This window comes from Rhodanobacter sp. LX-99 (assembly GCF_018599185.1).
In the GTDB taxonomy this organism is placed as follows: Bacteria; Pseudomonadota; Gammaproteobacteria; order Xanthomonadales; family Rhodanobacteraceae; genus Rhodanobacter.
The window spans coordinates 100,174-124,020 of the sequence record NZ_JAHFVL010000001.1 but is presented as its reverse complement, the minus strand read 5'-3'; the positions used below and the strand labels follow the sequence as shown (position 1 = coordinate 124,020).

At 65.3% G+C, this 23,847-nt stretch carries 21 protein-coding genes; 11 read left to right on the top strand and 10 right to left on the bottom strand.

Annotation, left to right across the window (positions count from 1 at the left end):
• Positions 1-77 precede the first annotated feature (77 nt).
• From lysS to zipA, 5 genes are all read left to right on the top strand, one after another.
• Positions 78-1,610 carry a lysine--tRNA ligase gene (gene lysS, locus KK131_RS00590; protein ID WP_214554493.1) on the top strand — a complete coding sequence of 511 codons (1,533 nt, stop codon included), beginning with the start codon at positions 78-80 and terminating at the stop codon, positions 1,608-1,610.
• 3 nt (positions 1,611-1,613) lie between these two features.
• Positions 1,614-1,913: a YciI family protein gene (locus tag KK131_RS00585; protein WP_214554492.1), complete on the top strand. Its 300-nt coding sequence runs from the start codon at positions 1,614-1,616 to the stop codon at positions 1,911-1,913.
• The gene (locus tag KK131_RS00580) at positions 1,910-2,170 is read left to right on the top strand and encodes a BolA family protein (protein ID WP_214554491.1); all 261 of its coding nucleotides are present in this window, start codon (positions 1,910-1,912) and stop codon (positions 2,168-2,170) included. Before KK131_RS00585 ends, KK131_RS00580 begins: the two co-directional genes overlap by 4 nt.
• Positions 2,171-2,304: 134 nt before the next feature.
• On the top strand, positions 2,305-5,814 hold the full coding sequence (gene smc, locus KK131_RS00575) for a chromosome segregation protein SMC (RefSeq protein ID WP_214554490.1): 3,510 nt from the start codon (positions 2,305-2,307) through the stop codon (positions 5,812-5,814).
• Between the two features lie 10 nt (positions 5,815-5,824).
• Positions 5,825-6,811, top strand: a complete 987-nt coding sequence (gene zipA / locus KK131_RS00570; RefSeq protein WP_214554489.1) for a cell division protein ZipA — start codon at positions 5,825-5,827, stop codon at positions 6,809-6,811.
• Between the two features lie 31 nt (positions 6,812-6,842).
• Here zipA and msrA read toward each other — a convergent pair whose 3' ends face one another.
• From msrA to KK131_RS00555, 3 genes are all read right to left on the bottom strand, one after another.
• Positions 6,843-7,352, bottom strand: a complete 510-nt coding sequence (gene msrA, locus KK131_RS00565) for a peptide-methionine (S)-S-oxide reductase MsrA (protein ID WP_214554488.1) — start codon at positions 7,350-7,352, stop codon at positions 6,843-6,845.
• Entirely contained in the window at positions 7,349-7,798 is a 450-nt protein-coding gene (gene msrB / locus KK131_RS00560; RefSeq protein ID WP_214554486.1) for a peptide-methionine (R)-S-oxide reductase MsrB, read from the bottom strand. The genes msrA and msrB overlap by 4 nt, the downstream gene beginning before the upstream one ends.
• Positions 7,799-8,381: 583 nt before the next feature.
• Positions 8,382-9,527 carry a carboxylate-amine ligase gene (locus KK131_RS00555; RefSeq protein WP_214554485.1) on the bottom strand — a complete coding sequence of 382 codons (1,146 nt, stop codon included), beginning with the start codon at positions 9,525-9,527 and terminating at the stop codon, positions 8,382-8,384.
• Between the two features lie 160 nt (positions 9,528-9,687).
• Here KK131_RS00555 and KK131_RS00550 point away from each other — a divergent pair, with 160 nt between their 5' ends.
• On the top strand, positions 9,688-10,554 hold the full coding sequence (locus KK131_RS00550) for a DUF72 domain-containing protein (protein ID WP_214554484.1): 867 nt from the start codon (positions 9,688-9,690) through the stop codon (positions 10,552-10,554).
• Between the two features lie 445 nt (positions 10,555-10,999).
• Here the strand turns inward: KK131_RS00550 and KK131_RS00545 are convergent, their stop codons facing one another.
• Positions 11,000-11,938 carry a Ku protein gene (locus tag KK131_RS00545; RefSeq protein ID WP_214554483.1) on the bottom strand — a complete coding sequence of 313 codons (939 nt, stop codon included), beginning with the start codon at positions 11,936-11,938 and terminating at the stop codon, positions 11,000-11,002.
• 30 nt (positions 11,939-11,968) lie between these two features.
• On the bottom strand, positions 11,969-12,460 hold the full coding sequence (locus KK131_RS00540) for a DUF6496 domain-containing protein (RefSeq protein WP_214554482.1): 492 nt from the start codon (positions 12,458-12,460) through the stop codon (positions 11,969-11,971).
• Between the two features lie 153 nt (positions 12,461-12,613).
• On the opposite strand from KK131_RS00540, the gene KK131_RS00535 reads away from it, so the two are divergent.
• The 3 genes from KK131_RS00535 (at position 12,614) to KK131_RS00525 (ending at position 17,450) form a co-directional block, all read left to right on the top strand.
• Positions 12,614-13,600, top strand: a complete 987-nt coding sequence (locus KK131_RS00535; protein WP_214554480.1) for an SDR family oxidoreductase — start codon at positions 12,614-12,616, stop codon at positions 13,598-13,600.
• 39 nt (positions 13,601-13,639) lie between these two features.
• Positions 13,640-16,186: a DNA ligase D gene (gene ligD, locus KK131_RS00530; protein ID WP_214554478.1), complete on the top strand. Its 2,547-nt coding sequence runs from the start codon at positions 13,640-13,642 to the stop codon at positions 16,184-16,186.
• Positions 16,187-16,301: 115 nt separating this feature from the next.
• A complete protein-coding gene (locus tag KK131_RS00525) occupies positions 16,302-17,450 on the top strand; it encodes a mechanosensitive ion channel domain-containing protein (RefSeq protein WP_214554476.1) in 1,149 nt (382 codons plus the stop codon).
• 88 nt (positions 17,451-17,538) lie between these two features.
• On the opposite strand, the gene KK131_RS00520 is transcribed toward KK131_RS00525, so the two are convergent.
• Positions 17,539-17,721: a hypothetical protein gene (locus tag KK131_RS00520; protein ID WP_214554474.1), complete on the bottom strand. Its 183-nt coding sequence runs from the start codon at positions 17,719-17,721 to the stop codon at positions 17,539-17,541.
• A gap of 199 nt (positions 17,722-17,920) precedes the next feature.
• On the opposite strand from KK131_RS00520, the gene KK131_RS00515 reads away from it, so the two are divergent.
• Positions 17,921-18,493 carry a VOC family protein gene (locus KK131_RS00515; RefSeq protein ID WP_250887153.1) on the top strand — a complete coding sequence of 191 codons (573 nt, stop codon included), beginning with the start codon at positions 17,921-17,923 and terminating at the stop codon, positions 18,491-18,493.
• A 3-nt stretch (positions 18,494-18,496) separates the two neighbouring features.
• On the opposite strand, the gene tadA is transcribed toward KK131_RS00515, so the two are convergent.
• From tadA to folD, 4 genes are all read right to left on the bottom strand, one after another.
• Positions 18,497-18,985: a tRNA adenosine(34) deaminase TadA gene (gene tadA, locus KK131_RS00510; RefSeq protein ID WP_214554472.1), complete on the bottom strand. Its 489-nt coding sequence runs from the start codon at positions 18,983-18,985 to the stop codon at positions 18,497-18,499.
• Positions 18,986-19,063: 78 nt separating this feature from the next.
• Complete coding sequence (guaA, locus tag KK131_RS00505) at positions 19,064-20,641, bottom strand: glutamine-hydrolyzing GMP synthase (protein WP_214554470.1); 1,578 nt, start codon at positions 20,639-20,641, stop codon at positions 19,064-19,066.
• Positions 20,642-20,779: 138 nt separating this feature from the next.
• Complete coding sequence (gene guaB / locus KK131_RS00500) at positions 20,780-22,237, bottom strand: IMP dehydrogenase (RefSeq protein WP_214554468.1); 1,458 nt, start codon at positions 22,235-22,237, stop codon at positions 20,780-20,782.
• A gap of 90 nt (positions 22,238-22,327) precedes the next feature.
• The gene (folD, locus tag KK131_RS00495) at positions 22,328-23,197 is read right to left on the bottom strand and encodes a bifunctional methylenetetrahydrofolate dehydrogenase/methenyltetrahydrofolate cyclohydrolase FolD (protein WP_214554467.1); all 870 of its coding nucleotides are present in this window, start codon (positions 23,195-23,197) and stop codon (positions 22,328-22,330) included.
• Positions 23,198-23,265: 68 nt separating this feature from the next.
• Here folD and KK131_RS00490 point away from each other — a divergent pair, with 68 nt between their 5' ends.
• A complete protein-coding gene (locus tag KK131_RS00490; RefSeq protein WP_214554466.1) occupies positions 23,266-23,835 on the top strand; it encodes a GNAT family protein in 570 nt (189 codons plus the stop codon).
• Positions 23,836-23,847: the final 12 nt, after the last annotated feature.

Here is a 23,847-nt window from a genome sequence, read left to right as displayed (position 1 = left end):
CCATCAGTTTGGCAACCTGACGATAGACGAAGAGGCGTCCGCCGACCGGCGCGGGCGCAGGCAGCAATGGAATCCCCATGAGTGAAACGACCGATACCCTTCCCATCGACGAGAACAGGCCCGACGACAATCGGCTGATCGCCGAGCGCCGCGAGAAACTGAAGGCGCTGCGCGGGCAGGGCATCGCGTTTCCGAACGATTTCAAGGTCGACAGCTTCGCCGGCGACCTGCAGGCCGAGTTCGCCGACAAGGACGTGCACACGGCCGAAATCGTCGAGGCGGCTGCGCGCCGGGTGAAGATGGCCGGGCGCATCGTGCTCAAGCGCGTGCAGGGCAAGGTCAGCTTCGTGCAGCTGCAGGATTTCAGCGGACGCATCCAGCTGTTCGTCCACCAGGGCACCATCGGCGAGACCTATGAGGCGTTCAAGGGCTGGGACGTGGGCGACATCGTGGGCGCCGAAGGCGTGCTGATGCGCACCAGGACCGGCGAGCTTTCCGTCCGGGTCGACCATCTGCGCCTGCTGACCAAGAGCCTGCGCCCGCTGCCGGACAAGTTTCACGGCCTGGCCGACGTGGAGCAGCGCTATCGCCAGCGCTACGTCGACCTGATCGTCACCGAGGAAGCGCGCCGCACCTTCATGCTGCGCTCGAAGATCATCGGCACCATGCGCCAGTGGCTGGAAGCGCCCGCGCGCCGCTTCATGGAAGTGGAGACGCCGATGATGCACATCATCCCCGGCGGCGCCACGGCCAAGCCGTTCGTCACCCATCACAACGCGCTGGACCTGGACCTGTACCTGCGCGTGGCGCCGGAGCTTTATCTCAAGCGTCTGGTCGTCGGCGGCTTCGACCGCGTCTACGAGATCAACCGCAACTTCCGCAACGAGGGCGTGTCGACCCGGCACAACCCCGAGTTCACCATGCTGGAGCTGTACCAGGCCTACGCCACTTATCACGAGATCATGGACCTCACCGAAGCGGTGATCCGCGACACCGCGCTGGCCGTGCTGGGCACCACGCAGCTGGAATGGGACGGCGCCGCGATCGACCTCGGCCCGGCATTCCGTCGCTGGCGCATGGAAGACGCGGTGCTGGAACACAATTCCGAGATCCGGCGCGAGGAACTGCGCGATCGCGAGGCAATGGCCGCGCACGCCAGGCGCCTCGGCGTGCAGGTCAAGCCCGGCTACGGCTGGGGCAAGCTGCTGCTGGAAATCTTCGAGAAGACCGTCGAGCACACGCTGGTCCAGCCTACCTTCATCACCGACCACCCGGTCGAGGTGTCGCCGCTGGCGCGCGAGAGCGATACCGACAAGGGCATCACCGACCGCTTCGAGCTGTTCGTCAACGGCAAGGAGCTGGCCAACGGCTTCTCCGAGTTGAACGACCCGGAAGACCAGGCCGCGCGCTTCCAGGCCCAGGTCGACGCCAAGGACGCCGGCGACGACGAGGCGATGCACTTCGACGCCGACTACATCCGTGCACTGGAAGTGGGCCTGCCGCCTACCGGCGGTCTCGGCATCGGCATCGACCGCCTGGTGATGCTGCTGACCGGCTCGGCTTCGATTCGCGACGTGCTGCTGTTCCCCTATATGCGCCCGGAGGCTTGAACCATGTGGTACGCGATCATCGGCACCGATAACCCCGGCTCGCTGGAGGCGCGCAAATCCGCGCGCCCGGCCCATATGGCCCGCCTGCAGCAGTTGCAGAACGAAGGCCGCATGCTGCTTGCCGGCCCGTTTCCGGCGATCGACGCGGAAGATCCGGGCCCGGCCGGTTTCAGCGGCAGCCTGATCGTGGCCGAATTCCCCTCGCTGGCCGAAGCCGAGGCCTGGGCTTCGGCCGATCCCTATCTCGCCGCCGGCGTCTACCGCGAAACCACGGTCAAGCCGTTCCGCAAAGTGCTGCCGTGAACGCGGGGCAGCCCGTCATCGCGCAGATCCGCGAGCGCCTGCAGGCCGCGTTCGCGCCGACCGAGCTGGACGTGGTGGACGAAGGCCACAAGCACGCCGGCCACGCAGGGGAGGGCAAGGGCCACTTCCACGTGCGCATCGTCAGCGCCGCCTTCGCCGGCCAGTTGCCGATCAAGCGTCACCGGATGATCTATGCGGCGCTGAACGGGCTGATGGATCATGGCATCCATGCCTTGTCTATTGATGCAAAAGACTAATAATAACAATTAGATAGTTATCATTATTGAAGTGCTATCTCATGTCGACGCGCATTGCAGCTCCGCCCCGCGTTTGGCACAGTGACCTGTCGCCCGGCTCCGTGGGCGTTATCCGATGACCCATTGATGACCGCATGCGCCTGACCACGATCAAACTCGCCGGTTTCAAGTCCTTCGTGGACCCGACCACCCTGCACCTGCCGAGCAACATGATCGGCGTCGTCGGCCCGAACGGCTGCGGCAAATCCAACATCATCGATGCGATCCGCTGGGTGATGGGCGAGAGCGCGGCCAGCCGCCTGCGCGGCGATTCGCTGACCGACGTGATCTTCTCCGGCTCCAACACGCGCAAGCCGGTGGGGCAGGCCACGGTCGAGCTGATCTTCGACAATGCCGACGGTTCCATTCAGGGCGAGTACGGCCAGTACGCCGAGATCTCGGTGAAGCGCCAGGTCACCCGTGACGGCCAGTCCGCCTACTTCCTCAACGGCGCGCGCTGCCGCCGGCGCGACATCACCGACCTGTTCCTCGGCACCGGCCTGGGGCCGCGCAGCTACTCGATCATCGAACAGGGCATGATCAGCCAGATCATCGAGGCGCACCCGGAAGAACTGCGCACGCATCTGGAGGAAGCCGCCGGCATCTCCAAGTACAAGGAGCGCCGCAAGGAAACCGAGAGCCGCATCAAGGCCACCCGCGAAAACCTCGACCGCGTGCGCGACGTGCGCGACGAGGTGGACAAGCAGCTCGAACACCTGAATCGCCAGGCTCGCGCGGCCGAGCGCTGGAAGGCCTTGAAGGAAGAACAGACGCGCAAGGAAGCCGAGCTGCGCGCGCTGGAATACCGCGGCCTGAAGAGCCAGCACGACGGCGAGGGCGAAGGCCTGTCCGCCGCCGAGATCGAGATCGAGAAGCAGCTGGCCGGCCAGCGCCAGATCGAGGCGCAGCTGGAAAGCGTGCGCGAACGCCACACCGACGCCAGCGAGCACCTGAATGCCGTGCAGGCCGAGGTATACAAGGTCGGCGCCGAGATTGCCCGCGTCGAGCAGCAGGTTCGCTACAACAAGGAAACCGCCGATCGCCTGCAGCGCGCCCATGGCGATGCCGAACGCGAGCATGCCGAACTGGCCGCGCACATCGCCACCGACCGCGAGCAGGTCGAGGCGCTGCGCCAGGCGCTGGCCGAAGGCGATCCGAAACTCGAGGCCCTGCAGCAGCTGCAGGACGACACCGCCGAAGCCCAGCGCAGCACCGAGGCGAAGCTGGCCGACTGGCAGCAGCGCTGGGACAACCACACCCGCAACGCCGGCGAATCCAACCGCGCGGCCGAGGTGGAACGCACCAAGCTCAACTACCTCGACCGCCAGGCGATCGACCTGTCGCGCCGGCGCGAGGCGCTGGAAGCCGAGCAGAAGGCCACCGACCTAGCCGCACTGGATGCCACCGGCCAGCAGTTGATCGACGAACATGAAACCCAGCGCGAACGCATGGAAACCCTGGGCAGCCTGCTCGACCAGCACAAGTCCAGCCACGCGAAGGTGCTGGAAGAAGAACGCCAGGTGCAGTCGACGCTGAACGAGGCACGCCAGCAGTTGCAGGCGGCGCGCGGCCGGCACGCTTCGCTGGAGGCACTGCAGCACGCCGCACTGGGCCAGGAAGAGAGCGCCGCCAGCAGCTGGCTGGCCCGGCTGGGGCTGGACCGCTCGCGCCGCCTGGGTGAATCGCTGCAGGTCGAAGCCGGCTGGGAAACCGCGGTGGAAACCGCATTGAGCGGCTTCCTCGACAGCGTGCTGGTGGATGGTTCGCATGCACTCGCCGCCGAATTCAACGCACTCGAGAACGCCGACGTGGCGCTGCTCGACGCCGCCGACGGCGGCGCCAACACCGCCGGGACGCTGGCTGCCCACGTGCGCGGTCCGGCCGCGGCGCTGGCGATCCTCGGCCATGTGCTGACCGCCGAATCCCTCGATGAAGCGCATCGGCGCGTGGCCGCGCTGTCGGCGCTGGCGCCGTACCAGTCGGTGATCACCCGCAGCGGCGAATGGCTGGGGCCGGGCTGGGCGCGCGTGCGCCGCGCGCAAGGCAGCCAGGTCGGCGTGCTGGCGCGCGAGCGCGAGCTACGCCTGCTGGTCGAGCAGGTCGCCACGCTGGAAGCGCAGTTGGAGGAAGCCAGCGAGCGGCTCGACGCGCTGCGTACCAGCAAGTTCGAGGCCGAACGCGCGCGCGACGATGCGCAGCGCGAGCTGTACAACGCGCATCGCCGCCAGTCCGAACTGGCCGGCCAGCTGCAAAGCCATCGCGGCAAGCTGGAAACCGCGCGCGCGCGCGCCGAAAAAGTCACCGGCGAGCTGGCCGACCTGGCCACGCAGATCGAGGAACTGCAGAGCCAGACTCGCGAGGCACGTGCACGTCTGGACGAGTCGGTCGGCCTGATGGGCGACCAGGAGGACCAGCGCCGCGAGCTGGAAAACGAGCGCCGCACGCTGCTCGAAGCGCGCGAGGAGGCGCGCATGAATGCGCGCGAGGCCGCCGAGCAGTCGCATTCGCTGGCCTTGGCGCTGGAGTCGAAGCGTTCTTCGCTGAGCTCACTGGAACAGGCGCTGGGTCGCATGGACGCCCAGTTGCGCCAGATCGAGGCGCGCCGCAACGAGATCACCGAACAACTCGCCGCCGGCTCCGACCCGATCGCCGAACTCGAGGCCGAACGCCAGGCCTACCTGGACCAGCGCCTGCTGGTCGACAAGCAACTGGTCGAGGCGCGCCGCGCGCTGGAAGACTGCGACGTCGAATTCCGCAAGCTCGAACAGCAACGCCATCTGGCGGAGCAGGGCCTGTCCAGCTTGCGCGAGAGCCTGTCCGAGAAGCGCCTCGCCGCCCAGGCGCTGCAACTGCGCGCCGAGCAGCTGGCGGCGGCGATCACTGCGTCCGGTTTGGAACTGGAGACTCTGCTGGCCGAACTGGCCGAGGACATCGACGCCAACCAGTGGCGCCAGCAGCTCAACGACATCGGCCAGAAGATTGCGCGGCTGGAGCCGGTAAACCTCGCCGCGATTCAGGAACATGCCGAGCAGAGCGAGCGCAAGACCTACTTGGACAACCAACTGGCCGACCTGGTCAGTGCGATGGAGACGCTGGAAGGCGCGATCAAGAAGATCGACCGCGAGACCCGCCAGCGCTTCAAGGAAACCTTCGACAAGGTCAACGCCGGCGTGCAGGAACTGTTCCCGCGCCTGTTCGGCGGCGGCCATGCCTACCTGGAACTGACCGGCGACGACCTGCTCAACACCGGCGTGTCGATCATGGCGCGGCCGCCGGGCAAGCGCGTGTCCAACATTACCTTGCTGTCCGGCGGCGAGAAGGCGCTGACCGCGGTGGCGCTGGTGTTCGCGATCTTCAGCCTCAATCCCGCGCCGTTCTGCCTGCTCGACGAGGTGGACGCGCCGCTGGACGAAGCGAACGTGGGACGTTTCTCCAGCATGGTGCGCGAGATGAGCGAAAAGGTGCAGTTCATCTTCATCAGCCACAACAAGGCCACCATGGAAGCGGCCACCCAGCTGTGCGGTGTGACCATGCGCGAGCCGGGCGTGTCGCGGCTGGTGCAGGTGGATCTGGCCGAAGCGGCTAAACTGGCAGGAGCTGCCTGAGGACCCCATGATGACGCTGCAACCCGTGCTTGCCTTTGCCTGGAATCCTGCCGTCGGCATTCCGCTGCTGATCGTCGGCGTGATCGTGCTGGCGCTGATCTGGCTGTTCGGCCAGCCGAAGAAGGAGCAGGGCAGGCGCCGGGTCGTGTCGGACCAGCATGCCGGCGAGCGTCGCGAACCGACTCTGGGTGAGCCGGGCGACGATCCTGTGTCGAGCGATCTCTTCGCCGACGGTGCAGGTCCGAGGCAGGGTGAACTGGAGATCGGCCTGCGCGAGGAACTCGAACGGCTGGGTGCCACGCTGTCCGGCGAACGCGCCAAGCCTTCCATGCCCATCGCACCCAAGGCAAAGCAGCCCAGGCAGCAGCCCAAGTTGGCCGATCATGTCGCCTCGATCATCGATGCCTTGCGTGCGCCCAGTTCCAGCGAGCCGGCGGCACAGGACGTCCCACCAGCGGCGGAGGAAACGCCTGCGCCGGCGGCGCCAGCGACTGCCACGACAACCGGTACGCCGCCGCGCTCCGATCTTGGCCGGCGTCCGCCCCAATTGCCGGTAGAGCGCATCGTCACGCTGTTCGTGGTGGCGCGCGACGCAGGGCGTTTCCATGGCCCGGACCTGGTCGTGGCCGCCGAGAAAGCCGGCCTCGAATTCGGCGACATGGGCATCTACCACCGCCTGGTCGACGGCAAGCGCGAGCTGGGACCGATCTTCAGCGTCGCGAACATGCTCAAGCCGGGCAATTTCGACCTGGCGCGGCTGGATACCTTGCACACGCCCGGGGTGAGCTTCTTCATGACCTTGCCGGCGCCGCTGCCCGCGCTGGACGCTTGGGACGCCATGCTGCCCACGGCGCAGCGCCTGGCCGAATTGCTGGATGGTCAGGTGCTCGATGAAGAGCGCAACGCGCTCGGGCGCCAGCGCATCGCCCACATCCGCGACCAGCTGCGCGGCTGGGACCGCGACCACGAAGGCAAGGAAATCATCTTCGGACGCTGAGCCTTCCCGCGCTGGCTTGCTGCCGCTGCCATCAGCCGGCGACGTTGCGGCGGGGCAGTTTCCAATCAGGCCGGATGAAGTGGCAGGTGTAGCCATCGGGATAATGCTCGAGGTAATCCTGATGCTCAGGCTCGGCTTCCCAGAAGTCGCCGACCGGCGCCACTTCGGTCACCACCTTGCCGGGCCACAGGCCCGAGGCATCCACGTCGGCGATGGTGTCCTCCGCGATTCGCTTCTGTTCCTCCGACGCGTAGAAGATCGCCGAGCGGTAGGAACTGCCGCGATCGTTGCCCTGGCGATTCAGGGTGGACGGGTCGTGGATCTGGAAGAAGAATTCCAGCAGCGTGCGGTAGCTGATTCGCGCGGGATCGAACACGATCTCGATCGCCTCGGCGTGGCTGCCGTGGTTGCGATAAGTTGCGTTCGGCACGTCGCCGCCGCTGTAGCCGACTCGCGTCGAAACGACGCCGTCCTGGCGGCGGATCAGGTCCTGCATGCCCCAGAAGCAGCCGCCGGCCAGAATGGCACGTTCGGTTCTCATCGCACGTCCTCCACCTGGTCCAGGTAATCGCCGTAACCCTCGGCTTCCATGTCGTCGCGATGGACGAAGCGCAGCGAAGCCGAGTTGATGCAGTAGCGCAACCCCCCGCGATCGGCCGGGCCATCGGGGAAAACGTGGCCGAGGTGGCTATCGCCGTGTACCGAGCGAACTTCGGTGCGAATCATGCCGTGCGAGGCGTCGCGCAGTTCATTGACGTGGGCCGGCTCGATCGGCCTGGTGAAGCTCGGCCAGCCGCAGCCCGACTCGAATTTGTCGGACGAGGCGAACAGCGGCTCACCCGACACGACGTCGACATAGATGCCAGGCTCCTTGTTGTGCAGGTATTCACCGGTTCCGGGGCGTTCCGTGCCGCTCTGCTGGGTTACCCGGTATTGCTCGGGGCTGAGACGCGACAAGGCATCGGGGTTTCTGGCGTAGCGGGACATGTCGAGTCTCCCTTGGTTCGTTTCAGTCAATCTGGGTGTAGGGAAGATGGCTGTCACCAGGCGCGTATCCAAGCCCTAGGTACGGTGATCATTTTATATTACATAATATACATTATGCGAAATTATACATAAGGTGGTGCGCGAGCAGCACGGCCTGCCCGGGCTTGTCTTGTCTATCACCATTCGTGACTCAACGCCCTACTGGATGGCATTTGGTGTCTATGCGATTGCGATGGTACGGCCATGTCCTGGAGCGCTGCGATTGCCAACCTAGTTCATCGCTGGCATCTCAAGTGCGAAACGGCTCAAGGGCTGCAACATGAACTGTTGGATACGGTTACTCGACGTGCGACGGTGAAACCTGAGTCTCAGATGTTTCAATCGGGCCCGTTGGTAACGACCCGTGGCACCCGGCAATGGCGTTCCGCCGCCATTGTGGGATTGATATTGCCGACTTCACTAGCGGTGCCCTCTTCCGTCACCTCGCAACAATCGTTGCGAGGTCGCACGCGCATCGCGGATCAAGTGCAGCGGGTGCCACGCCAAGCGCGTACCCATCAGAAAATGGGCGATGCATGGGGCCTCACTCTGCTGAAGCGGGAATGCTGGTTTCAGCCAGCCAGTCAACCACTGCGCGCAGCGCATCGGCGTTGCTCGATCCCGCATCCCGCAGGCTGCGATAGAGCGCCAGTTGCTCGTGTGCGCTGGTGCCGCGGGCAAAGATCGTGCCGAGGTGCTGCAACGATGCCTCGCAGCCGAACTGCTGCGCGTCTTCCGATACAAGCTTGATCGCGGCGTCCAGTACGCGCGCGCACTCGACCGTTTCGCCGGCATGTTCGTCGATGAAACGCGCGTCGAGGCCGAAGCGCTTTGCGCGCCAGCGATTCTCGTCGATTATCCGGCGCGTCAAGGCGGTTCGAGCCATGCCGAGTTCGGGCCTGCGCACATGGACGCGAACCAGGCAGCGGAACAGCGCGGCCAACGCGAGAGCGTCATCGAGGTGCGTGCAGGCGTCGGCGATGCGCAGCTCGAGCGTGGGATAGTGCTGTGCGGGACGGATTGCCCACCACAGGAAGCTTGCGTCCTTGATGGCATCAACCCTTTTCAGCAGTTCGCAAAAGGTTCGGTACTCGGCCTCGTCGGCGAAGAAGTCCGGTATGCCCGCGCGTGGCCATTCGTCGTAGGCGGACTGTCGATAGCTGAGCAAACCCGTGCATCGGCGGTTCCAGAAAGGCGACGAGGTCGACAGCGCAAGGAACAATGGAAGCCATGGCATGAGGCGATTCATCAACGTGACGCGATCGACATTCGCCGGCGGCGCAACGTGCACGTGCAGGCCGCATAACAGGTTCCGGCGTCCAATCATCTGGAAATCGTCGATGATGCGTGCGTAGCGCGATTTGTCTGTATGCGATTGCTGATGCCAGGCGCTGAGCGGATGCGTGCCGGCCGCGACGAGCCTTAACCCGGCGGCATCAGCGAGCTCGGCGATGCCACGACGCAACCGCTTCATTTCCATGTGCGCCATCGCCACGTGGTCGAATACGGGCGAGCAGATCTCGATTTGGGATTGCAGCAATTCGTTGTCGACATGGGCGCCGAAGCGTTGTCGACACAGCTTCAGGAATCCCTTGGGCACGCGCGATGGAGCGCGACGCGTCTTGCGACTGACCAGAAAGAACTCTTCCTCCACACCGAACGTATAGGCGTTGAAAGGTTCTGCAGCCATCTTGAGCTCCGATGCTGACGAAGCGTCAGCATCGTGCAAGGCCAATGAGGATTCCGTTAGCAGAGGTACCGAATGGATGGCGGGGTATCTCCCTTTCATCGTGGAATGACGGTTGGCGCTGTAGCGTCGCTCATGACGCATGGCGCTCGCGGGATCTTCCATGGCCAAATTGCGTATTGGCATCTCCGGCTGGCGTTATCCGCCATGGCGAGGCAGGTTCTATCCGGAAGGCCTTCCGCAACGGCTGGAACTGCACTACGCCTCGCGACAGCTGGATACCATCGAGATCAATGGCTCTTTCTACTCGCTGCAGCGTCCCGACAGCTGGCAAAGCTGGTACCGCGATACGCCACGCGGCTTTGTCTTCGCCGTGAAGGCGCCGCGCTTCATCACCCATGTACGCAGGCTGCGTGAGGTGGAAAAGCCGCTGGCGAATTTCCTTGCCTCCGGCGTGCTGGAGCTGCGGGAGAAACTCGGACCCGTGCTCTGGCAGTTCCCGCCCAACCTGAAATACGACGCCGAGTTGTTTGATTCATTCCTTTCGCTGCTGCCGAGGGACAGCGAAAAGGCGGCGGCCATGGCCAGACAGCATGACGGCCACGTCAGGCACGTCGGCGAGGTGTCGGCGGACCGGAAGCGCCGCCTGCGCCACGCCATTGAAGTGCGTCACGAGAGTTTCGACGATGCAGACTTCATCCGCCTGCTGCGCCGACATCGCGTCGGACTGGTGGTCTCCGATGCCGCGTCGAAATGGCCGAAGCTGCAGGATGTGACCGCCGGTTTCGTATACATGCGCCTGCATGGCGACAAGGCCTTGTATGCGAGCGGCTATAGCGACGCCGCACTGGATGGCTGGGCGCGACGGATTCGCGCGTGGATGAGGGGGAAGCAACCACGCGATCCCCACAATCGCGCCAGCCGCCATCGGCCTCCTGCACGCAAATCGCGCGACGTCTACTGTTATTTCGACAATGACATCAAGGTGAAGGCACCTTTCGACGCGATGGAATTGCGTGCCAGGCTGTAATCGCTCTTTCGCGTTAAGTCCCGGCGGCATGCATTGCGTCCAGGCCTTGGTCAGATTTCTGGATGCCAAACCCGTGAGGATTATGGCCGCGGCGCAGCCGCATCCCCAACGGCCGCGTTGACACTTCGCATGCATCGCCTTCAATGCTGCTCCGGCAAGCTCCGACCGTCGGTCTGCCACACCGACAACCACCACCTGCCCACTCATGGGAGTTGCTGAATGAACACGACCGCCCTCCCGCGCTGTGCCCACCCCGCCTGTACCTGTACGGTTCCCGTCGGCGACGCCTATTGCAGCGAACACTGCCGCAAGCGCGTGGAGTCGCCGACGTCCAGTGAGCCCGAAGGCTGCCAATGCGGCCACCTGGAGTGCGACGCCGTGCGTGCCGAAGCCGAGAGGATGAAATAGCCGCGCTCGCTGATCTGCCTGCCTACGGCAAGCCTGCTCAGCCTGTCTTGCGAGCTGCCGCGCGCTTCGCGGTCTTCTTCGCGGGCGCTTTTTTCTTCTTTGAAGCGGCGGTGGGTTTCTTTCGCACGGCGGCCTTCCTCACCGCTTTCTCTGGCGTCTTTTTCGCCGGTGTGCGCCTTTTGCTGGCCAGGCTCTTTTGCAGCAGCGACATGAAATCGACCACGTTGGTGGTGGCGTTCTCCGATATGCCGCTCTCGTTCTCGGGCTCGGGCGAGACCACGCCCTTGGATTTCATGCGCTTCTCGAGCACCTTGCGCAGGCGGTCGCGGAATTCATCGCGGTAATCCGACGGCGTCCATTCGTCGCTCATGGATTCAATCAGCTGCTCGGCCATCCGGATCTCCGTGGCCGAGATACGGTAGTGCGACGTGGTGCCCTCGGGAATCTTGTAATCCTCCACGTCGACCAGTTCCTGCGGGTAGCGCATCAGCATCAGCATCAGTGCGTTGCCGCGCGGCATCACCGCGGAGAGGTACTCGCGCGTGCGGATTACCACCCGCGCGATGCCGATGCGTCCGGTGCGCTTTAGCGTCTCGCGCAACAGCACGTAGCCCTTCTCCGCCTTCTTTCCGGGAACCAGGACGTAGGGCTTCTCGAAGTATTCCGGCCCGATCGAGTCCGCGTCGACAAAGGCTTTCACGTCGACCACTTCCCGTCCTTCTGAAGCAGCCGACTTGATGTCCTCCGGCTCCAGCACGATGTAGCTGCCCTTGGCGTATTCGAAGGCCTTGACGATCTCCTTCCAAGGCACCTCCTCGCCGGTTTCAGCGTTGACACGCTCGTAGCGCACAGGCGTGTTGTTGCGGCTGTCCAGCATGCGGAAATGCAGGTCGACGCTGCGTTCGCCGGACATCAGCGAGACCGGCACGTTGAGCAAGCCGAACGAGAGGGTTCCGGTCCAGATGGGACGTGCCATGGCTTGCGGCCTCCGGCGAAATGGTTTCGATCAGGACGTCTTCCTGGCGCGCGTCCTTGCCGCTTTCTTCGCGGCCGCCGAACGGCCTGCGGCACCCTTGGTATGCGCTGCCTTCTTGGCTGACGCCGAGCGCGAACCGGCGGTGCGCTTGGCGGCACTCTTCCTGGCGTGGGACGACAAGGCGGACTTCGACGCCGCCTTGTGGCCTTCCTTCTTCAACGCCGCGGTGGTCGCCCTCGAGCGTTTCGCCGCGGGTTTGTGCTGTTCGTGCGAGGCGGCTTCATCCTGCGCGGCCTTCTTCCGGGTCGACTTGCTGGCGGTCTTGCTGGCAGGCACTTTCACTCCGGCACGCCTGGCCTTCGACAGGCCGATCGCAATGGCCTGTTTGGTCGAGCGTGCGCCGTGCTTGCCTTCGCGTACGTGTTCGATCTCCTCATGCACGTACTCCCCGGCCTGGGTGCTGGGAGCTTTTCCTTCCTTCTTGTCCTTGGCCGCGGCGCGGCGGGTGCGATGTTCGGGCATGACAGTCTCCGGCAGTGAAGAGAAATGTCGCACGCGAACTATTCCAGTTTCGACGTGGAAGTGCTGTCAAGAGCGCCGTGATCCGCGCTTCACCTGCGACGTACGCATCGCCCGCTAACGTGACGTGCATTCCCGACGATGGAGTATGGCAACATGGTTGCATCCAAGCGCACCGCCAAAGCTGCCGGGACCGTCGCACGCCAACGTGCGATCGCGGCTGCCGATCACGACGGGGAACGCGTGGTAAAGCCGGAAACGGCATTGTCGAAAAAGCCCGCGGCGAAAACGGACAAACCGAAAAATCCCCTGCCTGCCCAGCACATGCAGAAACCGGGCCTCGAACAACAGCTCGATCCCCGTCCGCAATTCCTGGCGCCGAGCTACATCGGTAGCGGCAAGCTGGCCGGCATGACCGCCCTGATCACCGGAGGCGATTCCGGCATCGGCCGCGCGGTGGCGGTGCTGTTTGCCCGCGAAGGGGCCGACGTGGCCATCGTTTACCTGTGCGAGGACGCAGACGCCGAGGAAACCCGCGATTACGTCGAGGGCGAGGGCCAGCGCTGTCTGCTGATACCGGGCGACGTCAGGGACCCGGCGTTTTGTCGCGATGCCGTGGCAAGGACGGTGAAAGCGTTCGGCAAGCTGTCGATACTGGTCAACAACGCCGCCTTCCAGGAACACGCCGATTCTATCGAGGACATCACCGAAGAGCATTTCGACGAAACCGTGCGTACCAATCTCTACGGCTACTTCCACATGGTCAAGGCCGCCTCGCCGCATTTGGGCAGCGGCTGCTCGATCATCAATACCGGTTCGGAGACCGGCTTGTTCGGCAACGGCAAGCTGCTCGATTACTCGATGACCAAGGGCGGCATTCATGCCTTCACCAAGGCACTGGCCGCAAACCTGGTATCGCGCGGTATCCGCGTGAATGCGGTAGCGCCCGGCCCGGTATGGACACCGCTGAATCCGGCGGACCAGTCGGCGGAACGGGTTCGCGATTTCGGCAAATCCAGCGCCATGGGCCGCCCCGCGCAGCCCGAAGAACTCGCACCGGCCTATGTCTTCCTCGCCGCCCCGTCGTGCGCCAGCTATGTTTCCGGCGCGGTGCTGCCGGTGATGGGCGGCCCCATCAGTTGAACCTTCGGCCGTCATCGGCGCCACTTCGGATCCATGACGATGAACAGCCTGCGGGACTACCAGCGCAAGCGCGACTTCTCCAGGACACGCGAGCCTGCGACTAATGACCCCGCGGCGGCGAACCGGCGCGCCATCTTCGTGGTGCAGCTGCATCACGCCAGCCGGAGGCACTTCGATTTTCGCCTGCAGGTGGGCGATGTGCTGAAGAGCTGGGCCGTGCCGAAGGGGCCCAGCTACGATCCTGCGGTAAAGCGGCTGGCGGTAGAAGTCGAAGACCATCCGGTTTCCTACGCGAATTTCGAGGGTGACATCGAGCATGGCTATGGCAAGGGCCATGTCGATCAGTTCGACACCGGCGTGTGGACCACCGAAGGCGACGCCGAGGCCCAGCTGCAGAAAGGCCACCTGAGCTTCGAGCTGTTCGGCAAGCGGCTCAAGGGTGGCTGGCATCTCGTGCGCAGCGGCCGCAAGGAACGCCAGCCGACGTGGTTCCTGATCAAGGCGAAGGACGCGTTTGCCGGCGATGTCGAAGCCGACGACCTGCTCGATGCGAAGATGGCCCGCAGCACCCGCGCCGCCGCGAAGACGCCCGCAACCCGGGCCGCTGCGAAAAAATCCATCGCCCGCAAGAAGCCCGCCCCCAAAGCAGGGAAGGCGCCGCGGCTGCGACTGTCCAGGGCGGCTGCCGCACTGGAGGGTGCGCGGGCGGCGACCGTCGACAACGCCTTCTTCAAGCCGGAGTTGGCACGCCTGCGCGACCAGCCGCCGGAAGGAAAGCAATGGCTGCACGAGGTCAAGTGGGACGGCTACCGCATCCTCACCGCGATCGCCGGCGGCGAGGTGAGGCTATGGTCGCGCAACGCCCTGCCCTGGAACGATCGCCTGCCCGACATCGTGCAATCGCTGGAATCGCTCGGGCTACGCTCCGCCCGCCTCGACGGCGAGCTTGTCGCGCTGGACTCGCGCGGGCACAGCGACTTCAACGGCCTGCAACAGACCTTGTCGGGCGAGGCGCAACTGCCTCTGGTCTACATGCTGTTCGACCTGCCCTACTTCGAGGGCAGCGACCTGTCACGGGTCGGCCTGCTGGAACGCAAGCAGCTGCTGCAGAAGCTGCTTGCGCATGCACCGAAACACCTGGCTTTCAGCAGCCACGCGATCGGCGATGGCGCGGGCGTGTTCCGCATGGCGATCGAGCAGCAACTGGAAGGCATCGTTTCCAAGCGCATCGATTCGGCCTACCGGCCCGGGCGCGGCGGCGACTGGCTCAAGATCAAGCGTCTCCAAAGCGACGAATTCGCCGTCGTGGGCTACACGCCGCCCAAGGGCAGCCGCAGCAGTTTTGGATCGCTGCTGCTGGCCAGGCCCGATCCCGAGGTGAAGTCCGGCTGGGTCTACGTCGGACGCGTGGGCACGGGCTTCTCGAACGAACAACTGCGGTCGTTGGGGAAGTCGATCGCCGATAGGGGCAGCCCCCGGCCCACGGTGGCGTTGGCTGCGGTCGACCCTCTCCTGCGCGATGCGCGCTGGGTCAAGCCTGCCGCGGTGGCCGAGGTGTATTACCGTGGCGTCGGCAACAACCGCCTGTTGCGCCAACCAAGCCTGAAGACCATGCGCATCGACAAGAAAGCCGCGGATCTCGTCGACTCCGACCGCGCCAAAGGCAAGCCCGCCGGCCTGCCGCGCCGAAGGAAGGTTGCCGACGCAGATCCGGCAGGCATCCGGATCACCCACCCCGATCGCGTGGTATTTCCCGACGACGGCATCACCAAGCAACAGGTGGCCGACTACTACGCTGCGGTGATGAAGTGGTTCTTGCCGGGTGTGGTGAACCGCCCTACTTCGGTCATCCGCTGTCCCGAAGGCACGGCGAAAGCATGCTTCTTCCAGAAGCACATGATTACCGGACTGAAGCATGTCGGCAGCGCAAGACTGAAGGAGGAATTCGGCGCACAGGCGACCTACATCTATCCGCGGGACGCCATTTCGGTGCTCGAACTGGTGCAGTTCGGCGTGCTGGAATTCCATCCCTGGGGCTCGACCATCAAACAGCCCGATCGTGCCGACCGCGTCGTGTTCGATCTCGATCCCGGCAGCAACGTGGCCTGGGATCGCGTCGTGGCGGCGGCGCGACTGGTGCACCGGCGGCTGGCGCAGCTGGGCCTGGATTCGTTCCTGCGCACCACCGGCGGCAAGGGCCTGCATGTGGTGGTTCCCTTGAATCCCGGCTGCCCCTGGGCACAGGTGAAGAATTTCGCGCATGCGTTCGCCAGCACGCTGGCACAGGCCCATCCGCTGGAATTCATCGCTACCGCCAGCAAGGCACAGCGCCATGGCCTGATCTACGTGGATTACCTGCGCAACAGCCGCGGCGCGACCAGCGTGGCGTCGTATTCACTGCGGGCACGCCCCGGCGCGCCGGTTGCCATGCCGCTGCGCTGGAACGAACTGGGCACGCTGAAAAGCGGCCACGCCTTCGATATCCATTCCGCAGCGCGGCGGCTTGCGCGGTTGCGCACTGATCCGTGGGCGGGCATCGATGAGGTGCGCCAGGATCTCGACGGGATCGTGAAGAAACTCGGCTGACGACTCCGCGAGCCGGTTCCAGGCGGTGGCGAATGACGGGCACGCCATCGGCGTGCCGCTGCCATTGCACGGGATACCCACATGCTGTCGACATGCCGACCGGCAGACTGCCGGCATGGCGGATACATTTTTTGCCCTGTGGATGCACAACGCCTGGGTGCGGCTGGGACTGATGGTGGTCGTCGGCCTGGTGCTGGCCGTCGTGCTGCGCGCCGCGGCCTATGCCGTATTGCGACGGTCTGCAGTCGGCCATCCGGTGATCGCGGACATCATGGGCCGGGCCAGCGCGCCGATGGAGTGGCTGATCCCGTTGCTGACGCTGACGATGGCCTTGCGCCTCTGGCCGCCGGCTGCATCCGCGCCGGTAGCCTTGCTCCAGCACCTGCTGCTGGTCGCCCTGCTGGCGACAGGCACGTGGCTGGTGGTGCGCTGCATCGGCGCGTTCGAGGGCGCGGCGATCCGGCGCTATCCGATGGACGTGGCCGACAACCTGCGTGCGCGCCGCGTGGTGACCCAGGTGCGCGTACTCGGACGCACGGCCGACGTCATCGTGATCGTCATCGGTGCGTCGATCATCCTGCTGACGATTCCAGGCGTGCGTCAGCTCGGCGCCAGCCTGCTCGCCTCGGCCGGCGTGGCTGGCCTGGCGATCGGCCTGGCCGCCAAGCCGGTGCTGAGCAACCTGATCGCCGGGCTGCAGATCGCGCTGACCCAGCCGATCCGGCTGGACGACGTGGTGATCATCGAGGGCGAATGGGGCCGCGTCGAGGAAATCAACGGCAGCTACGTGGTCGTGCGCATCTGGGACGAACGGCGCCTGGTGGTGCCGCTCAACTGGTTCATCGAAAACCCGTTCCAGAACTGGACGCGCCGCAGTTCGCAGCTGATCGGCGCAGTGTCCCTGATGGTGGACTACCGCATGCCGCTGGCGCCGCTGCGCGAGGAACTGAAGCGCTTGTGCGATGAGGCGCCGGAGTGGGATCGGCGTGTCTGCGTGCTGCAGCTGACCGACGCCGACGAACATGCCATGCAGCTGCGTGTGCTGGTGAGTTCCACCGATTCCGGCCGCAACTGGGACCTGCGCTGCCGCGTGCGCGAGGGACTCGTCGCTTACATCCAGGCCCATTACCCCGAAGCATGGCCACGCTGGCGCGGTGAGTTCGACAGGAGCCACCCGGCAACGGATGAGGCCTCCATACCCGCCAGTCCCGAACCCCAGCGCGCCCCTTCCCCGGAAGACGGCGGCCCCCGCCGTGGAGCTTGACCTGCACGCATTTGTACGGGGAATCGGATGGCGCAATGGACATCACGCCATCGCGCGTCCGGCGAGTCCGCTGCCCGTGGATTTACGTTCAGCGCCTCGCTGCTGAACGGCCGGCGTGTACCTGCTTGATCTGCCGCAACCAGTCGTAGCCGTCCTCGGGCTGCAGGCCGGTGGTGCCCGGGTTGCGAGGCGTCGCGGTCCGGTGCGTGGCATGGGCGCCTTCGAACCGGTTACGCGGATATTGCAGCAAATTGTTGAGATGGCGCTTCATTCGAATAGTCCTCGGCGAGGAATGGATGGACCGGACCGGCCAGGATCTCAACGCACGCCGGTCTGTTTGCGTGGCAACAGGATCGGGGCGGCGGCGATGCAGATAAACGGCCTATGGGCGATCGCTCTGTTCCCGCGTGGAAACGGTGATTGTTCACTCAGGGAAACTCACTGGCCATCAGTCAGGGGTTTTGCCTGGAATGGCCCGTGCCCATGTAGCTGCCCATTGCATGTCTGGCTGCCGGATCATGGGCAAATCACTACTGCTGTTTCTTGCTTTCAGCCTGGCCGTGGCCGCGCCGTCGGGCGTCCGTGCGGCCACGCTGTACGGTGGCGACTACGCCAGGATCGGTGTGCCAGACCTGGAACAGGCGGTGGCATTTTTCCAGGATGTCCTGGATTGCCGCCTGATTGGCCCGGAGTCCGTAGCGACTGAGGCGACGCCGGGCGACGCACCGGCCTCCCGCCTGTTGGCCTGCGACGCCGGGTCGGTCGTCGAGCTGTTCGACGATCGCGGCGTCTCCCCTTCTCCCGCATCGGGCCGGGCCGATCGGCCGCTGCAGTTCGTTTCGGACGACGTGCAACACGCCAGCGAATGGCTGCGGCGTGCAGGTGTTGGCGTCAGCGGGGCGCCGCACCGCCTCACCTCCGGCCCGCTGGCTGGCCGCATGGTGCTGGATTTCGTGTCGCCGTGGGGGCTGCGGCTGCAACTGCTCGGCAGCGACGCCAGCGCGCCTGCCGGCGGAACTTTGGCCACGGTCGACGGCGGCTGACGTTCAGCGCCGGGCGCGGAAGAACTCGCGCAGCATGCCGGCGGACTCCTCGGCGAGCAGGCCGCCGGCCACTTCGATGCGGTGGTTGTGGCGGGCATCGACCAGGGTGTCGAACACGCTGCCGGCGGCGCCGGTCTTGGGATCGGCAGCGGCGTAGACCACGCGGCCAAGACGGGCGTGGATCATCGCCATCGCGCACATCGAGCACGGCTCCAGCGTGACGTACAGCGTGGCGCCGGACAGCCGGTGGTTGGCCAGTTTCTCGCCGGCTGCGCGCATGGCCATGATTTCGGCATGGGCGGTCGGGTCATGCAGGGTGATGTTGCGGTTCCAGCCCAGTCCGACGATCTCGCCGTCCTGCACCAGCACCGCCCCGACCGGCACCTCGTTCTCGGCGTCGCGGGCGTGCGCCGCCAGCTGCAACGCACGCCGCATGTACTGCAAATCGGCAGTTGAGAATGTACTTGAGGTTCCGGATATTTCGTCTGTCATTTCAATGAATTATGGCTTTAACGTGAGAAGGCCGGCAAGTTGCCGGCCTTCCCTGTTGCCCGCAAGTGATTGATTTTGCTATTCCCACTCGATCGTGGCCGGTGGCTTGCCGCTGATGTCATAAACAACGCGAGAAACATCACGCAACTCATTGATAATTCTATTTGAAACCTTGCCGAGAAACTCATACGGCAGGTGCGCCCAGTGCGCGGTCATGAAATCGATGGTCTCGACCGCGCGCAGCGCGATCACCCATTCATAGGCACGTGCGTCGCCGACCACGCCGACCGATTTCACCGGCAGGAACACGGCGAACGCCTGGCTGGTCCGGTCGTACAGATCGGCCTTGCGCAGTTCGTCGATGAAGATCGCGTCGGCCTGGGCCAGCAGTTCGGCGTATTCGCGCTTCACCTCGCCCAGAATGCGCACGCCCAGGCCGGGGCCGGGGAACGGGTGGCGGTAGACCATTGCCCGCGGCAGGCCGAGCTCCACGCCGATCCGGCGCACCTCGTCCTTGAACAGTTCGCGCAGCGGCTCGACCAGCTTCAGTTTCATGTGTGCCGGCAGGCCGCCGACGTTGTGGTGGCTCTTGATGACGTGGGCCTTGCCGGTCTTGCTGCCTGCCGATTCGATCACGTCGGGGTAGATCGTGCCCTGCGCCAGCCACTTCACGTTGCCGCCGGCGGCAATGAGCTTTTCCGACTCCTCGTCGAAGATCTCCACGAACAGGCCGCCGATGATCTTGCGCTTGGCTTCCGGATCGGCCATGCCTGCGAGCGCCTGGAAGTAGCGGTCGGCCGCGTTGACGCGGATCACCTTGACGCCCATGTGCTCGGCCATGGTGGCCATCACCTGGTCGCCTTCCTGCCAGCGCAGCAGGCCGGTGTCGACGAACACGCAGGTCAGCCGATCGCCGATCGCCTTGTGCAGCAACGCGGCGACCACCGAGGAATCGACGCCGCCGGACAGGCCCAGCAGCACGTGATCGTCGCCGACCTGGGCGCGCACGCGGGCGATCTGGTCGTCGATGATGTTGGCCGCGGTCCACAGCGTCTTGCAGCCGCAGATCTCGGTGATGAAACGCTTCAGCAGCGCCCCGCCCTGCTTCGTGTGCGTCACTTCCGGGTGGAACTGCACGCCGTACCAGCGCCTGGCCTCGTGCTCCATCACCGCGACCGGAATGCGGTCGGTCGTGCCGGTGACGACGAAGCCCGGCGGCGCTTTCGACACGTGGTCGCCGTGGCTCATCCACACGTCCAGCTTGTGCTCGCCCGGATGATCGCTGAGGCCGTCGAACAGGCGGCTCGGCGCCACGATGTCCACGCTGGCATGGCCGAATTCGCGGGCGTCTGCGGCTTCCGTGGCGCCGCCAAGCTGGGCGGCCAGGGTCTGCATGCCGTAGCAGATGCCGAGGATCGGCAGGCCGGCGTCGAACACCTGCTGCGGGGCCTTCGGCGCGCCTTCCAGCGTGGTGGATTCCGGGCCGCCGGAGAGGATGAAACCCTTCGCGCCAAAGGCGGCGATTTCGGCGGGATCGTGATCCCAGGCCCAGATCTCGCAGTAGACGCCAAGCTCACGCACGCGCCGCGCGATCAGCTGGGTGTATTGCGCACCGAAGTCGAGGATCAGGATCTTGTCGGAGTGGATGTTGGTCATTGCATGGCCGGGAATCGGGAATGGGGAGTCGGAAATGGAAACGCCGGTTCGCTCTGCACCCGGCGCGTACGGGAAAATCAGGAAGCGGGAAAGTCGCTTTCAACGATTCCCCATTCTCGATTCCCCACTCCCGACCTATCAGGAATTCAGCCGGTAATTCGGCGCTTCCTTGGTGATCTGGATGTCGTGCGGGTGCGCCTCGGTGACGCCGGCGGAAGTCACCTTGACGAACTGCGCCTTGTGGCGCACGTCCTCGATGGTGGCCGCGCCCAGGTAACCCATCGACGCGCGCAGGCCGCCGATCAGCTGGTGGATGATATTGCGCAGCGGACCGCGGTACGGCACGCGGCCTTCGATGCCCTCGGGCACCAGCTTGTCGGCGTCCGCCTCGTCCTGGAAGTAGCGGTCCTTGGAGCCGAGCTGCATCGCGCCGATCGAGCCCATGCCGCGGTAGCTCTTGTAGGAACGGCCCTGGAACAGCTCGACCTCGCCCGGCGATTCCTCGGTGCCGGCGAACATCGAGCCGAGCATCACGGTGGACGCGCCGGCGGCGAGCGCCTTGGGGATGTCGCCCGAATAGCGGATGCCGCCGTCGGCGATCAGCGGAATCTCGTCCTTCAGCGCGGTGGCGACCAGGTCGATCGCGGTGATCTGCGGGACGCCGACGCCGGCCACCACGCGGGTGGTGCAGATCGAGCCGGGGCCCACGCCGACCTTGACCGCGTCCACGCCCACGTCGAGCAGTGCGCGCGCCGCTTCGCCGGTGACGATGTTGCCGGCGATCACCTGCACCTGCGGGTAGTGTTTCTTGACCCAGCCGGCGCGTTCGATCACGCCCTGCGAATGGCCGTGCGCGGTATCCACCACCAGCACGTCGACGCCGGCATCGACCAGCGCGGCCACGCGCTGCTCGGTATCGCCGCCGACACCGACCGCGGCACCGACCAGCAGGGCCTCGTGGTGATCCTTCGCGGCATGCGGGTTGTCGCGCGCCTTCTGGATATCCTTCACGGTGATCAGCCCGCGCAACTGGAAGGCTTCATTGACCACCAGCACCTTTTCGATGCGGTATTTGTGCAGCAGTTGCAGCACTTCGTCCTGGCTGGCGCCTTCCTGCACCGTCACCAGCTTGTCCTGGCGGGTCATGATGTTGCGCACGGGGTCGTCGTGCTTGCGCTCGAAGCGCAGGTCGCGGCTGGTGACGATGCCGACCAGCTTGCTGCCGTCGACTACCGGCACGCCGGAGATGTTGTGCGCGTGGGTCAGCCGCAGCACTTCGCGGATCGAGGTGTCCGGGCCCACGGTGATCGGATTGCGGATCACGCCGGCCTCGAACTTCTTGACCAGGCGCACTTCGGCTGCCTGCTGCTCGGCCGTCATGTTCTTGTGGATGATGCCGATGCCGCCGTTCTGCGCCATGGTGATGGCGAGCCGGGCTTCGGTCACGGTGTCCATCGCGGCGGACACGATCGGGATGTTCAGGCGCAGGTCGCGGGTGAACCGCGTTGACGTGTTGACATCGCGCGGCAACACGATGGAATGGCCCGGAACAAGGTAGACGTCGTCGTAGGTCAGGGCCTCGGCGAGGATGCGCATGCGAAAAGTCCCGCTGCAAAGAGGAGATTATACGCGCCCCGCCGGGATGCTCGCCAGCCGTGCGGCTGAACACCGCGGCACCACGATGGGTCAGGCGACCCGCTGCGGTGCGGTGTGCGCCTCGGCCGCTTCCAGCGTGTTCTCCATCAGCGTGGCCACCGTCATCGGGCCGACGCCGCCGGGCACCGGGGTGATCCAGCTGGCGCGTTCGGCGGCCGGGGCGAATTCCACGTCGCCGACCAGGCGGCCGTCGTCGAGCCGGTTGATGCCCACGTCGATCACCACGGCGCCGGGCTTGATCCACTCGCCTTTCACCAGCCCGGCCTTGCCCACGGCGACGATCACGATGTCGGCCTGGCGCACGAAGACTTCCAGGTCGCGGGTGAAGCGGTGGCAACTGGTGGTGGTGCAGCCGGCGATCATCAGCTCCAGCACCAGCGGGCGGCCTACATGGTTGGACACGCCGACCACCACCGCGTGCTGGCCGCGCACCGGGCGATCGGTGTGCCCGAGCAGGGTCATCACGCCCTTGGGCGTGCATGGGCGCAAGCCGAAACGGCGCAAGGCCAGGCGCCCCACGTTGATCGCCTGGAAACCGTCGACGTCCTTGTTCGGGTCGATGCGGTCGACCAAGGCATCCTCGTCGATATGTGCCGGCAGCGGCGACTGCACCAGGATGCCGTGCACGTCCGGGTCGGCGTTGAGCCGGTCGATCAGGGCGAACAGTTCTTCCTGGGTGGTGTCGGGCGGCAGGTCATAACCGAACGAACGGAAACCCACCTGCTGGCAAGCCTTGCGCTTGTTGCGCACGTAGACCGTCGAGGCCGCATCGCTGCCTACCAGCACCACCGCCAGTCCCGGTGCGGGCAGGCCTTGCGCCACCCTCGCGGCGACGCGCAGGCCGACACGTTCCAGCAGTTCCTGTGCGATGCGTTTGCCGTCGAGGATGCGTGCGCTCATGGGAATGCCCGGGTGTAAAGTCGGTCATTATCCGGGCTTGGCCTGATGCGCACAAACGGAACGCACGCATGGGTGCAGACGAGACGATTCCAGCCGCGCTGGAACTGACCGACGGTCGATTGAACTTGCGCCCATGGCAGGACCGCGACGCGGCGGCGCTGTCAGAAGCCGCACGCGGGTCTGCGGAAAGCGTTGGCCGCTGGCTGCCGTGGTGTCACGCTGGTTACGACCTGCATGCTGCCATGGCCTGGGTAACGCAGTGCCAGACTGGCTGGCACTCGGGCGAGCATTTTGCCTTTGCGGTTTTCGACGCGGCCTCGGGCGACCTGCTCGGCGGCGTCGGTCTGGGCCAGCGCAACCGGGTTCATCGGAGCGCAAACCTGGGTTACTGGGTGCGCCAGTCACGTCACGGGCAAGGTATCGCGTCGGCCGCGGCTGCCATGGTCGCGCGTTTCGGTTTTGGGCGGCTGGGGCTGATCCGTATCGAGATCATCGCGCTACCCGATAACCGGCCGAGCCGACGCACGGCCGAAAAGCTGGGAGCACGGTTCGAGGCCATCGCCCGTCAGCGCCTGTGGGCACACGGGCAGGCATGCGATGCGGCGGTGTATGCCCTGATTCCGCAGGACCTGGGCTGACGGGCGTGGATC